Origin of the sequence: Xanthobacter lutulentifluminis (assembly GCF_043194675.2) — a bacterium.
Taxonomy (GTDB): domain Bacteria; phylum Pseudomonadota; class Alphaproteobacteria; order Rhizobiales; family Xanthobacteraceae; genus Xanthobacter.
This window is the reverse complement of sequence record NZ_CM195525.1, coordinates 3,965,243-3,977,777: the sequence shown is the minus strand read 5'-3', so window position 1 is coordinate 3,977,777 and position 12,535 is coordinate 3,965,243. Positions and strand designations below refer to the sequence as shown.

At 61.6% G+C, this 12,535-nt stretch carries 14 protein-coding genes; all 14 read right to left on the bottom strand.

Annotated elements, in window-relative coordinates; all coding sequences use genetic code 11:
- Positions 1-394: 394 nt before the first annotated feature.
- On the bottom strand, positions 395-616 hold the full coding sequence (locus tag V5F49_RS18410; RefSeq protein WP_394118325.1) for a hypothetical protein: 222 nt from the start codon (positions 614-616) through the stop codon (positions 395-397).
- A 9-nt stretch (positions 617-625) separates the two neighbouring features.
- Positions 626-1,699, bottom strand: coding sequence for a hypothetical protein (locus V5F49_RS18405; protein WP_394118324.1), 1,074 nt, complete (start codon positions 1,697-1,699; stop codon positions 626-628).
- Positions 1,700-2,047: 348 nt separating this feature from the next.
- Positions 2,048-2,269, bottom strand: coding sequence for a hypothetical protein (locus V5F49_RS18400; RefSeq protein ID WP_394118323.1), 222 nt, complete (start codon positions 2,267-2,269; stop codon positions 2,048-2,050).
- On the bottom strand, positions 2,266-2,646 hold the full coding sequence (locus V5F49_RS18395) for a hypothetical protein (protein WP_394118322.1): 381 nt from the start codon (positions 2,644-2,646) through the stop codon (positions 2,266-2,268). The genes V5F49_RS18400 and V5F49_RS18395 overlap by 4 nt, the downstream gene beginning before the upstream one ends.
- Before the next feature lie 138 nt (positions 2,647-2,784).
- Entirely contained in the window at positions 2,785-3,174 is a 390-nt protein-coding gene (locus V5F49_RS18390) for a hypothetical protein (protein WP_394118321.1), read from the bottom strand.
- A complete protein-coding gene (locus V5F49_RS18385) occupies positions 3,171-4,118 on the bottom strand; it encodes a glycoside hydrolase family 108 protein (protein ID WP_394118320.1) in 948 nt (315 codons plus the stop codon). Before V5F49_RS18385 ends, V5F49_RS18390 begins: the two co-directional genes overlap by 4 nt.
- Before the next feature lie 15 nt (positions 4,119-4,133).
- Positions 4,134-5,396 carry an SGNH/GDSL hydrolase family protein gene (locus V5F49_RS18380; protein ID WP_394118319.1) on the bottom strand — a complete coding sequence of 421 codons (1,263 nt, stop codon included), beginning with the start codon at positions 5,394-5,396 and terminating at the stop codon, positions 4,134-4,136.
- 64 nt (positions 5,397-5,460) lie between these two features.
- Positions 5,461-7,761, bottom strand: coding sequence for a right-handed parallel beta-helix repeat-containing protein (locus tag V5F49_RS18375; RefSeq protein WP_394118318.1), 2,301 nt, complete (start codon positions 7,759-7,761; stop codon positions 5,461-5,463).
- Complete coding sequence (locus V5F49_RS18370; RefSeq protein ID WP_394118317.1) at positions 7,758-8,327, bottom strand: hypothetical protein; 570 nt, start codon at positions 8,325-8,327, stop codon at positions 7,758-7,760. Before V5F49_RS18370 ends, V5F49_RS18375 begins: the two co-directional genes overlap by 4 nt.
- An 8-nt stretch (positions 8,328-8,335) precedes the next feature.
- Complete coding sequence (locus tag V5F49_RS18365; protein WP_394118316.1) at positions 8,336-8,863, bottom strand: DUF4376 domain-containing protein; 528 nt, start codon at positions 8,861-8,863, stop codon at positions 8,336-8,338.
- Between the two features lie 3 nt (positions 8,864-8,866).
- Entirely contained in the window at positions 8,867-10,117 is a 1,251-nt protein-coding gene (locus V5F49_RS18360; protein WP_394118315.1) for a glycine-rich domain-containing protein, read from the bottom strand.
- 75 nt (positions 10,118-10,192) lie between these two features.
- A complete protein-coding gene (locus V5F49_RS18355) occupies positions 10,193-10,897 on the bottom strand; it encodes a DUF2612 domain-containing protein (RefSeq protein WP_394118314.1) in 705 nt (234 codons plus the stop codon).
- On the bottom strand, positions 10,897-12,063 hold the full coding sequence (locus V5F49_RS18350) for a baseplate J/gp47 family protein (protein WP_394118313.1): 1,167 nt from the start codon (positions 12,061-12,063) through the stop codon (positions 10,897-10,899). The genes V5F49_RS18355 and V5F49_RS18350 overlap by 1 nt, the downstream gene beginning before the upstream one ends.
- Complete coding sequence (locus V5F49_RS18345) at positions 12,063-12,533, bottom strand: contractile injection system sheath initiator (RefSeq protein WP_394118312.1); 471 nt, start codon at positions 12,531-12,533, stop codon at positions 12,063-12,065. Before V5F49_RS18345 ends, V5F49_RS18350 begins: the two co-directional genes overlap by 1 nt.
- Between the last annotated feature and the right edge of the window lie 2 nt (positions 12,534-12,535).

The following is a 12,535-nucleotide window of genomic DNA, read 5'->3' as shown; positions in this document are numbered from 1 at the left end:
GACCATACCCGCTCCGATTTCCAGATCTAGTCCATATCCAGCACCCACACTCGGTAACCTGCTCAGAGTGCGCCACAATGCGCTCTGGTAATGGTTCATGACCTCTAAAGCAGGAATACCTTCGTTCTTTTTGGCTATGCGATCGGCTAGCCGTTTCCTTCATACATTGAACACATCGCCTGAACCCAGCATACCAGATAGGGGGGTGGCCATTTTTACAGGATTTATCCGATATATATTTATTATACCCGATGCTTAGCGCCACTTCTTTGGAAGGCGGGAATGGACCTATCATGTTCATCTATTCCAAGGATGTCTCTTGGAGATAGATTATACGGAACATACACCACATATACAATAAGCTAGCCTTCTTTCCCGAGGAGCTTTTCCAGCGTCACAGCGGCTGCTCCTTCGCGATTTTCCCTGTACTTGGAACGAGTGCAACAACCGTGGCCTTCGGAGGCTCCAAGTGCTGCATAAGGAGTTCTGCGGTGCGGTTTAGGATGCGCCGGCCGTCGCGGTTCTTCGCAGTCTCCAGATCGGACGCAATATCGCGGAGGGCTTGAGCGCGGGCAGGGATTTCATCGAAGACCGGTTCCAAATCGTCTTCTTCCACGGCGCGCTCCTATGCGATGTTCACGCGATGACGGCCGATCTCACCTCGATCCTTGTGGAAGGTGAGCGCGACTAGGGAGCGTCCGGAGCGCCAGCCGCCGCCGTTGGCATGGGCATCCTTGGCCGCCGGGGAGTTGAAGGACTCGACCCGGACGGTTCCGATCTCCTTCACGCTTTCATGATGCACGTGACCGAATAGGAGGTGGCGGAATTCGCTCTTGCCCCAATCCTCCGGGCGGTCGGCCGCCAGCATCATCGCCATGCGCTCCGGCTTGACGGTGTGCCCGTGCGTCGCGCCAAGCAGCACCTTCCCAAATCTCCGGTAGTAATGGAGCGATGGAGAGTCGTTGACGGATATCCTTTTGTGCCCATCGAAATAGAGCGCCATTGCCACGGTGAGTGTAACGGCCGCGTCCGGGTCATGATTGCCGGCGAGGAACCGTACCTCGACTTCATGATGACGCTCAGCGACCATGGACACAAGTTCTACAGCGAGTTTTGCACCGGCCTTATAGACTTTCGGCCATCTCCCATCCACATCCAGGATGTGCCCAGACCGAGGCGTCATGTTCGTCCGGTCGTTCATATGGAAGAGGTCGCCTAGACCGAGTACAATAGCGTGTCGCGTCGGGCGGGACTGGCTCACGAGGTCGCGAATTGCTTCCCTGATGGTCTGGCACGCGATGTCCAGATCCCAATTCTCCCCCGTCTCTTTTCCCCAGGACAGTGCGCCGAGGTGCAGGTCAGGAAGTGTGTAGACAGTCAGTAAATGGTCGTCGGGGTCTTTGGGTGGGGCGCGCAACCGGGCGGCGCCCTTCAGATCGGAGAAAGCCTGTTTGATGGCATCCAGATTATCGAGTGCCGTGTCCCCCTCGCGGGTTTTCACCCAGCGCTGGATTTCCCGCCCATCTGCGCCGATGAGGGACGACACGCCTTTAACCACATGGCCGTCAGGAACAGAAAACGGCTCGCCACGTTCGGGGCGCTGGTACACTGTCTTGCGGACCAGATCCCCGTCTGCATTGTAGATCGCGGTCGTGTGCCCAATCTCATATCCGGGAAGGACGGGATCGGTCCCGAGCATTCCGCGTTGAGCTGCGAGGCGCCTCCACCTGCGCGCGGTTGTTTCAGCGAGGCCCAATTCCCGTGCGGCATGAGCAACGACGCCAGCGTGCCCCGCCAAAGCGGAGACGAGGCGCGCCAGATCGTCGTCTGACGGCAGTGGCATAGAGTGCCCCTAGTTGTGGAGGGATGATACTTGGGTCCAACCGGGCGAGGAGGGATTGTACTTAGAGGCCGGTTGTGTAGAATCGGGAGGTCGCGGCGGCACGGAAGGACGTGCGAGTCGTAGTTTTGGTACATCCTCGCCCCTAGGCGCCTAGGCCGAGGCTCTGCGAAGCCCAAAACAGCAGGTATCAAGCCCTGCCCGCGACTACTTCCCAAGCACCTTGAGAAACTGCAGCGCATATGTCGCCGCGCTGCCCACGCCCAGCCAGACGACGATAAAGAGCCACTTGGCCCCCCTCGCCTGCTGAAGCATGTCATGCATGGCGGTTACCTTCGTGGACATGTCGTCCATCGTCTTCTGGAGGTGCGCCACTTCGATCTCTAGAGCGATCACCCTGTCTCGGGTGTCGGATTCTGCCGGGCTCACGCGCGCCCCCGCATCACGGCGTTCATCGCCTGCTCATGCTGAGGGAGGCCAAGCGTCACCGTCTGGCACACCACACCACCCTCAACGAGGGCGATAATAACCGCCCTCTGCCCTACGCCAATATAGAGCCGCTCAGGGGCATGATTGGACACAGGGGGGATGGCATTCACGACGGAGATATAGGCATCCACATCCACCTTGTCCTTAAGGACCAGAATAGGGATGCCGGCGGCTAGAACAGGAGCGACCTGCAATGCCTCAAAGTCAGCCACGGACTGGCATTGAGACTGAGCCGGACCGGCCCACGGGGCGGATGATACAATGGACGTGGCATAGGCCACAGCAGCACAGAATGCCGCCGCTTGCAGGAAGCGCATGAGGGGATGTCCAGAGAGGGGGATTAGCGCCAGCCGCAGAGCTTCTTGCCCGCTGCGTTGTGGGCTTTAGCCTGCCGGATCGTTTCGTCGGTGTCCTTCGCAGACCACCGGATCGGCTTGGACGAAGCGCAGTAGACGCTAGTCGCGCCGTTTGAACCCGTCGTCGTCACGCAACCTGTCAGGGTCAGCGTTGCGGCGGTCAGCATCAGCGCGAGCTTCGTTCGCCCGCTGGACAGCACGGTCGGCATTGGCTTTATCCTTCTGGATCTGGATGGAGGCCCCGGCCTTTTCACCGGAGCGGCGAGCGATGAGGACGGCGCCCGCGGCGAGGGCGCCAAGCGCAGGCTTGAGGCCGACCATCCGCCAGAGGAGCACGAACCCGCCGAGGGACACCGCTGCAATGAGAGCGAGCATCCAATCCCCGCCGAACACGCCTCCAACGATGAGGCCGGCCACGGCAGCGGCGGTCGGCAAGAACCAGGCGGACGCGGCGGCGCTTGCCCACAGAGCGAGAATGGAAGCGATCATGCTGCGGCCTCGCTCGCGTCTGTGTGGTTATCGTTGGCGAGGGCAGGAGGCGGGGCGATATCCAGCGCCTCCGCCATCTGCTTGCTCTTGCGATTGGCCCACCAAGCCCACGCTGCACCCGCTAGGGTGAGCACGATGCCAAGTACGATCAGGAATTGCAGCACGGCATCAAGCGTGGGAGACATGCCCTGCGCCGGCTGGGCAGCAGTGGTGACCGTCGAGACCCCGGACGACGCGGTGCCGATGGTCGTGGTGACCACGCCACCCGTCGCGCTCGGAAGAGGCTTGGCGTCGCTCTGGAATGCCTTCGGCGACGTGGGCGAGCCACCAGCGGCGATAGGCGCCTTATCCGGGGAAGTGACCCACCCGGCGGGCGTCGGGGCCGGCACCGAGCCGCGTGCGACAGCCTGTCCGAGCTTCTTGACCTCGGCGACACGACGGCCCCATCCACGGCCGAAATATTTCCACGTCCGGAGTTCCTGTAGCATCGCAAGCCGGCGGGCCTGCATCCGCTCGATCACCGCGTCCGTGTCGTCAATCGCATTGGCCGCCGCAATGGTGTTGGTGCCCATCTGAGCATCGACAGAGATGGGGCCTTGGCCGGTCTTCGCTCGCACATCGTTGAGGGAGCGCTGAAGCCACCTGATGGCCTGAGCCGGGCCGGAGTTCACCGCAGCATCGAACACCACATAGTCGAGGCCGGCGGGCAGATCATCGGCGCGCACCACGTTCCAGTAATAGGTGCGCCAGATTTCCTCCCGCTCGGGAACGGTGATGCTCCACACGTCTGCGCGGGGGCGCCCCTTGTCGCGGAGATACTGGTTGTACCGAGCCTGAGTCACGCCATAGGCGGTGCGGCCACCGGGGTCGTTCTTGTCGTCGTCCTTGCCGCCTTCGTGGACATTGACGCAGGCAAGGGAGGGCTTGAAGTTCGCTGCAACCATCAGACCGCCTCCTGCTTAAACCAGAACACGCGAGGCAACAGCCGCCGCAAGATACTGGTTTCCTGCGTAGTTCTCGTGGACAGAGTCGTAGAATAGATTGGAGGAGTACCCGTTGAACTCCTGCTCGGCATCGATAACTTCACAGCCATAGGCCGATCCAAGGTCGATCAACGCCTGCCGATATGCGGCCCGGAGTGCGGCCGAGCCGTAGCCGGGGCTCCCCACGGTGGGGTACATGAGCAGCACGTCGGCGCCCGCCGCCTGAGCCGCCACGATGAGCTGCTCTACGTTCGCCTTGTAGGTGGCAGCCGTAACCGACGTATTCAGGTCATTGGTTCCGATCTGGATCACCACGAGGCCGGGGCTGATCGCCGCCAGCATATTGATGGCGCTGAGCGGGTTGGAGGGGGCCGCATGGTCCGCCGATACGGAGCCGCGCCAGCCCGCGTTGATCACATCCACGGCCGGAGCGGCCGAATTGTAGGCGATCAGCCCGAGCGTGGTGACGCCCTGCCCGCTGGTGCGCTGGATGTTGATCTTGTGGGCACCGAGCGTAAACGTTGGCGTGTTCTTGACAATGACTTCCGTCGCCGACACGAGATCGTACGTTCCGATCACAGTCGGATCGGCATCTAGCGTTACCGTGAATACGCGGGAGTTCGCCTGACCGCGCGAATAGATCTCGACGGTGTCTACCTGACCCGCAGGCTGAAACGACCGAGGGTTAGAGTTCGTGCTGTTCTGCCAGCCGTAGCCCCCGAGGGTCACATATGCATAGCCCCACCCGGTAGAGCCGCCGGTATTGCGCGGGTCGTAGGCCGCGAAATCCGAATAGGCCGCCAGTCCCTTGTTGCCAAAGCAGCTGTCCCGGCTCGCCGGGAGCCCCCGCGCGGTGAGCATGCCGGCCAGCAGGTCCGGCCACGACTTGGGCGAAGCCCCAGCGGAGGCGCCGGCGCCAGCGAGGTTCGAGCCGGCCCCGAACCCCTGCGTTTTGCTGTCACCAATGCACACGAGGCGGGTCCGAGCCGCCCCCGCACGCACGAGAGCGGCGGCCTTTTGCCAGCGTCGGAGATTGATCCGAGCAAAGCCTTTGGAGGTGGACGCGAGGTCCGCCAAGGTCGCCTGAACATGGGCACCTGAGGCATCAACGCCCCAGACCTTAGACGGAGAGTTGGACGCGGCTGCATTGACGCGCATCGCCTCGGTCTGAGGCAAAATGCCATCGGCCCCGTCAGATGGGATAAGCACAACAGACTTTGAAGGAAATGGACCGGGCATGTAAAATCCTCCTCAGCCGGCCCTGCCGGTGAAGTTCAATTCTTGGATTAGGAGTGATGCGTAGTTAACTGGTCGGACCGTAATCCGGCGCCCAATCGGGACCAGTCGCGCTTGACACATGGTTGCTGCCAAGGGTGAGGCGGGTCCACCCACGCAGCACCTTGCCCCCGGAAACCGCCGGGAACAGGCTCTTTACGTAGTGCCCCGGAGAGTATTTTCCGCTTGTTGGGACCGCCGTCGCGGCACGGACGCACGTGTTCAACACTTGGCCGTAAGTAGCGGACGCTGGGTTGCCATCTTCGACCAAAAGCGTCCCGTAGAAATCCGGAACATAAATGTCACCAATGCCGATGTTGTTAGCGTCATACCCGATAGCAGTCGGGTTGCAGGCGATCACATTATCCTGCCAAACCTGCTGGCTTGCGCCAGACCCGAGATATACTGAATATAGATTTCGGAATGTATTGTTGGAGATGATGCAGCGGATGGTGTCGGTCCATACGCCGGGGAGCGTCGCGCCGCTGGTCCATTTTCCATTGGCCAGACGCCCCGAATGCACATGGAGCGGGTCACCGTCGAAGATGTTGTTTTCAACATTCACGGTGCCCTTGCCCAATGCGTAGAAACACCCGCCGCTCACATTGCCGACGTAGTTTCCTCGCACCGAGAGGTTTGCATATGCAATGTAGGCGTTGGCCGATGCCCCGTTAAGGTGGATGCCAATCGCCCCGCCCCACAATACGTTGTCGCTGATCGAGGAATTGCGCAGCGAGCCGCCAAGAACATAAATCTGTGTCCCAAGAATATCCTGCGACCGGATAGAGGGATCAACAGGGCCGGTGCGGGAGTAACGCTGCCCGTAACCATAATCCGAATAGGCGCTGGTCGGCGCAAGCGTTCGTACGCAAATGTTGTCCGAGACGTTAAACCCAAAGGCGCCGAGTTGGGTCCCCCCGGCCGCATCCACGTTGTTTGCGTAGAAGTACGGGAAGGGAGCAACAATGCCGCCAGCGCCGTCAGGACCAAACACGTAATATCCGCCTGGCGTAGTGCTCGGAGACGTGTCACCTAGAACAATCCACCCGACAAAATCGGCGGAGCTTGCCGAGAACCGGCGCCCGTTGAACACGTCAACAATTACGTTGTTCTGCACGCTGACATTCAGAAGCGCGGTAACCCCCTCAGTAGAACCAACGGAGCCGCACTGCACCGCAATCGCATGACCCTGGCACCGGATCAATGTATTATCGCTGATTTTGGCCGTCTTTGCCCCAAGCACGCGAATGCCTTGACAGTCAATCAGCGTGTTGTCGGTGATGATTACGTTCTGTTTTGCAGGGAACCCGGCGCTATCCAGCGTATGGACGGCAATCGCATCGTCATTGATCGCCGAAAGCCTATTATTCTGGACGGAGACAATGCCGCAATCGATCAAGCGAATGCCATCGGCGACGCCCTTATCGAGGTAGCAGCCGGACACTTCAGCATGCGCCGCCCCGACCACCGTCAATGACAGGTAAGACGAATTGCGGAACGAACAGTTGAGTATTTTTGCCGTGCCGCCAGTAGGCTGGAACCCGGCAAGCGGAGACCGCTGCGCCCAATCTCCGCCGACACCCCACGTGCCCTCGAAACCAATCCCATCAAGATACACGCTGCTGATGATGGAGGTTCCAAGGAACAAGTCGTTCCGCGTGGTCTGAACTGTATCATCGTGATAAATGATGCTGGACCACATCCCATCTCCGATGATGCGAATGTTGCCAGTAAGCGTCAAAGAAGACGTGTTGTTCGGCTTGCGGAACCGACCCTTTGGGATATATCCGACAAGACCGGTTGAACCGATGTAGGTCAGCCAAGCTTGAAGCGCTGCGGAGTCATTGGTGGTGCCATCGCCTTTGGCGCCAAACCACCCGAGAGAAACAGGACCGCTTCCAACGGACAATTGGAACCAGCGACCTGTACTGTCTTGGATCGCCATCGGGCCGGCGCTGGTGCCGAGCACATAGATTGCTCCGGCACCGAGATCACCATCAGTGGAATAGCCGGTCACCATGAACGCCTTGACCTGGATATCTGTCGAAGCGATCTGCGCCCGCGTAATATTAAGCGTCACAAGCGGGCGAGTGACTGCGGCCGTGACGCGCCCAGCGGAATTAATTTGCAGACGCGGGATGGAGGCCCCATCGCCGTACGTACCGGCCGCGACGCCCGTGGTCGCGAGATTGATCGCCACGTCTGATGTGAGTGGGCCGCCCCCGGTCAGGCCAACGCCGACCGTCACCTGCCGCGTGTTCGGGACAGCCGCAGCCGCGAGCGCCCTTGCCGCCGCAGCGACCCGGAGCGCAGTATCATGCACGCTCATGCGCTCAGCCTATAGGTAATGGTGCCAGAGGTGTACGCGGTGCACTGAAGGGAATACTGCACGCCGCTCTCGTCTTCAGTGTAGGATTCACTGAACGGGCCGGTGAACGTGTATAGTGCAGATCCAAGCGCCGTCAGAGGAACCTTGGTCGCGCCGCCGTCAAAGGAGCGAACGAGAACAATCGTGGCGACGAATGTGCCAGTGGCCGTGAAGTTGAACGGCCGGCCGGGGATTGGCGTAAATGGGGAGCTATACCCCGTCGCGCCCAGCGTGCCGGTCACAGGAGCGATGCCGCTTGCGCCGTTTGCGAGCGTCACGGGGGCGGGGTTGGTGACAGAGAGGGCAGACGATCCCACCTTAAGACCGACGCCGCTGAGCTTGGTCCAGATGGCCTTGAGGACAGAGATCACCCCCCCCGAACTGGTGCCATCCCAAGAAGCGTCAGAGGTCTCGCCAATCTCCGGGATAAAAGGCGCAAGGGCGCGTGCCCCATCCTTGTTATACGCGCGCTGCCAGATGGTGAGCCCGGACGCATCACGAACCGACACATTGTTTTGCGTTGCCATGGGCTATCTCACGTGTTGGAGGGCCACGGCGCAGCGTCGATCTGCGCGTAGGTGGTCACGGCCTCGGACTGGATTTCCTCCTGCACAAGGCGGAGGGTGGAGAAAGCCGCCTGCACATGCCGCCCGACCGCGACGCCGATGGCGCGCATGGACGTGGCATCAAGGGCCACCCATTCGCCCGGCTGGGCTTCCCAATCGATCTGCGTCAGGGTTTCGTCGGCGGTGAGAAGCTGGATCGCCCCGGCAATCTTGGACTGGCTCTTTTCATCCGTCCGTACCGATGTGCCCCCGACGACGATCCCGCCGGTTTCCACCGCCCATCGTTTGGCGGAGGCGTAGGACAGGAGGTCATCTTTCGACGGAGGGGGCGGAGGGGGCTGGACCAGCTTTTCGCCGTCCCACTCATCGCCGACGCGGGCCTCTTCGCTTTCAAAGCCGAACTCATCGGGCCACAGATCCTGCCAGCCCTCAGCGCACCTGCGGACGCAGACAACCGGCCCGGTGGCAGCACCAGGCGCAAGGAATGCAACGCGCATTCGTCAACCCTCCAGAACCAGAACGAAACCGTCGCCGCCAAGGCCGCCAGCGAGGGGGCCGCCGTTGGAACTGCCGCCGCCGCCGCCGAGGTAGCCGTTGCCGCCCTGCGGCCGGCTGTTGGACGCCGCTCCCGCCATGCCGGCGCCGCCGAAAAGGCCCGCGCCACCCATGCCCGGCAGGTAGCCGCCAGCCTTGAAGCCGGGCGAGCCATAGCCGGTGATCTGCCCCGTCGCCGCCGCGCCGACCTTGGACCCGTTAGCGTCAGTGGAGCTGTTCACGCGCCCGCCCCGGCCCGGCTTGCCGATGACCAGCGAGCCGAAGGACGAGTCGCCCGCGCCGTCCGCGCCATCGCCCGCGCTGGAAGAGGAGCCGCCCGCGCCGATTGCGACCGTCTGCGTGGTCATGCTGGTCGTGCTCAGGAGGGATATCGCCCACGATCCTGCGCCGCCTCCATCGCCGAACTGATTGGTGCCAAAAGCCGCCGAGCCTGCACCTCCACCTCCAGGGCCATGAGCAAGGACGAACGCCCAAGAGCCCCCCGTCGCCTTGGTCCACGTGCCACTGGTCGTGAAGAAGGAAAGCTTGGGCAGGGAGGTGTTCGGGACAGTAGTTGAACTGACCCTGATCCAGTTGTAGCCGTCCGCCCGATAGAAGATGACCGCACCAGCCGCGATGGATTCCGTCCCCACGCCGGAAGAACCCGGCCCCTGGAATACACCGGTTGCGGTCGATAGCGTGTGAGAGACGACCGAGGCGTTGTACACCGCGAGGTCGGCGCCGGCCGTGGGTGTCGGGAAATTGGTGGTCGTGGTGGACGTGCCTGTGAGCTTGATGAATTGGCCGAAATGCGCGGCCGTGAGCGTGCTGGACGTCGAGACGATGGTGGCCGAGGTGTTAAACCCGACAGGAGCGTTGAACGCGCCGGTCATCGTGTCGCCGGCACGGAGCACGTAATTGCTCAGATCGATGGGAGACGACCCGCTGGCGATCCACGCGGCGAGGGCCGCCTTGAAATTCGCCTCAAAGGTCGGGATATCGCCATTGTCCAGCGCATCGCCGCCATAATCGGCGGTGAACTGCGCAATCATGGACGCGACAAAATTCGCCTGCCGCAGCGCCTTGTTTACCGAGGTCGGATCAGCGACGCCGACCGCGAAGCCGTTCAGGCGGTCGGCAAGGGCGGCATAGGCGACCTGCGACATGACATTGGCGCCGGCACCCGTGCCGAACGGCAGAATTTCATTTGTTGCCATGGGGGCTCCAAGTCAATACGAAGCCTCCGCCCGCTTTCGCGTGCGCGTGATCTTCGATAGAATGTGGTGTGTCGGTTAGACCGAAAGCTCTTCGATCATCGCTTCTTCAGCGTCCCGGACCCATGAGCCAGACCCCCAGCCGGAGATGTACTCATTACTGACACCAAAGCCGAAGGCCGGTGTATTGGGCACAGATGGGACAACATTTTGAAGCCGCACGGCCGCCGGCTTGAACTCCACATACCGGCCGCCGAAGATGGCGAAGAGAAAGGACGGAGGACGGGCGCCGGAGATGCACACCGTCATGGTCATGTTCTGGTTGTCGAGGATGAAGGGGTAGCACCCCTCGGAAGCGTAGAAGGCTTCTATCGCTTCCGAAGCCGTCTCCCGAAGGCCATCCCAATTGTTGACCTTGATCTTCAGCCGGATCAGGCTCCGATAGGTGTCGTCGTCCAGTTCATAGATGCCGGTTTCCGGGTCGTATGGGCCTTTCCAGATGCCCTGCCCCCAGCCTCTCCCGGCGATGCCCCATGAGAACCAGACGTTGATGAGCGGGATGGAGATGACCCGCGAGATTCCAGCCCACGCGCCTACGGCATCAAGCTGGACACCGATGGCCGTATCGAGGTCGAACACCTCGGGAAGGTCGGCGAGAAACGCCTGTTCATCAGATACGGGCGTCGCAGTGACGGAGACCGTCTCGACAAAGCGCGCTTTGGCCCTGTGCTCCGACGTGATGAGCGACAGATAGTCATTCGGGGAGAATGGGGCTTCTGCCATCAGGTCACCGTGATCGCGATGTCATCCACCGAACAGGCCGGGGCCTCATGATAGGCGAACAACAGATTGGCAGATCCAAGCGAGCCGAGCCCCTTGGCAATCTGGAGATTGGTGATGTCGAAAGTCGCGCCATCCGACCCAGAGAGGTTGGCCGGGCTGAACAGTCGCGTCAGATACACTTCATCGCCGACGTTCAAGGCGTTGATGTAATCTACCACGGCGGACTTGATCTTGGCGCCGATGTTGGTGGTATAGCCGGTCAGGGCCTTCAGTGTGATCGCGACCTTCACGGACACATTCGTCGGCCGCATGAAGCGGATCGTGTGGGGGACGCCGTAGCTGTCCACAACGACTTCAGAGGTCGTGCCGAACGTGCCCGCCCCCGGCCCCTTCTTCACATAGACCGTCTGGGCAATGGTCTGCGCGTCTCCCCCCTCAATCACGAGGGAGAAGCTATGACCGGGTATGCCGTTTTCGTCCGTGGCATCCCCGTCATTGTCAACGCCGCCGAAGCGCGTCACGCCGGGGATTGCAGCAACAGCCCCCACGAGCCCCTCAAAGAGGGTCTGGGAGGGAATTTCAGTGGAGACCGCCTGACGCCTGCGAAGCGCCACATCCGTCTCCACAGGATCGCCCTCGACCGCCGCGAGGATGTTGGTCACCGTCTGCCAGCCCCGCGTTGGGGTGCCGATGATCGAGATGGCGCCCGGCGCAGCGGAGACGGCGCCGGGCGTGGATGCGGTCGCCGTGACAGTGATCTGACCGGCCATGCCGATCACCACTTCCTCCGGCAGCATCCACTTGTTGCCCTCGCTGTCCGTCGCATACCCATTGGTGATGACGGTCCCGACCGTTCCGCCCAAGAGCAGGTCTGCCGTGGACTTGGACGCGATATGCCGGGCGATGCCGTTGATCTTGACCATCCGGGACAGGCCCTCGCCCTGCGCCGTGGCCGGAGAGAACGCGTTGTAGACGGAGACCGCCATGGCATTGCAGTCGTGGATGGCCGTCGCGAGGATGCCGATCCACTGCCCATCTTGGCTGTCCGGCTCCAAGTATACGTCGGTGCCGTAGATGGCCTGAAACTGCGTCACGAGCTGCGCGCGGATCTCCTCCAATGTCGGAGAGGAAATGCCATAGCGGTCAACAGTGCAGGTGTAGGCCATCAGGTGATAAGCCCCGACTGGTACGGGTTCGAGAAGTCGAGCTGCCCATAGACGGCATCGATCACGTTCTGAGCGATCTGCTGTTCAGCCGCTTGCTGGTCCGCCGTCTTTGGCGTCCCGCTGGTATAGGTCACGGACACAGGGCCATATGCGGTCGTCACAGTGGCCGAGACCGAGAAGAACCGCAGATTTGGATCGAAGGAGGAAGAGAAGGCATCAAGCGAGATGATGCCCTGCGTACCCTCGATCCGCTCCCGAATAGCCGCATCGCGGGTGTTCTGCGTGTGGGTGCCAAGGATTTCCGTGTCGTATGGGGTCCCGTCCGTCACGTCGAGAAACCACTCTCCCAACCGAAGGGCGAGGCGGGTCTTGACCGCCTGCGCTGGCGCCTCGGGAACGTCACGGTAATAGTCCGCCTGCCCCCGGCCGAACATCATGTCGCCGCTGGCATCGAGCTTCCGATAGCGCATGG

Coding starts and splice junctions, on each gene's coding strand:
- V5F49_RS18345 (WP_394118312.1), bottom strand. CDS start 12,533: ATGCGCTATCGGAAGCTCGATGCCAGCGGCGACATGATGTTCGGCCGG.
- V5F49_RS18405 (WP_394118324.1), bottom strand. CDS start 1,699: ATGCTCGGGACCGATCCCGTCCTTCCCGGATATGAGATTGGGCACACG.
- V5F49_RS18355 (WP_394118314.1), bottom strand. CDS start 10,897: ATGGCAGAAGCCCCATTCTCCCCGAATGACTATCTGTCGCTCATCACG.
- V5F49_RS18360 (WP_394118315.1), bottom strand. CDS start 10,117: ATGGCAACAAATGAAATTCTGCCGTTCGGCACGGGTGCCGGCGCCAAT.
- V5F49_RS18380 (WP_394118319.1), bottom strand. CDS start 5,396: ATGCCCGGTCCATTTCCTTCAAAGTCTGTTGTGCTTATCCCATCTGAC.
- V5F49_RS18370 (WP_394118317.1), bottom strand. CDS start 8,327: ATGGCAACGCAAAACAATGTGTCGGTTCGTGATGCGTCCGGGCTCACC.
- V5F49_RS18365 (WP_394118316.1), bottom strand. CDS start 8,863: ATGCGCGTTGCATTCCTTGCGCCTGGTGCTGCCACCGGGCCGGTTGTC.
- V5F49_RS18350 (WP_394118313.1), bottom strand. CDS start 12,063: ATGGCCTACACCTGCACTGTTGACCGCTATGGCATTTCCTCTCCGACA.
- V5F49_RS18390 (WP_394118321.1), bottom strand. CDS start 3,174: ATGATCGCTTCCATTCTCGCTCTGTGGGCAAGCGCCGCCGCGTCCGCC.
- V5F49_RS18375 (WP_394118318.1), bottom strand. CDS start 7,761: ATGAGCGTGCATGATACTGCGCTCCGGGTCGCTGCGGCGGCAAGGGCG.
- V5F49_RS18385 (WP_394118320.1), bottom strand. CDS start 4,118: ATGGTTGCAGCGAACTTCAAGCCCTCCCTTGCCTGCGTCAATGTCCAC.
- V5F49_RS18395 (WP_394118322.1), bottom strand. CDS start 2,646: ATGCGCTTCCTGCAAGCGGCGGCATTCTGTGCTGCTGTGGCCTATGCC.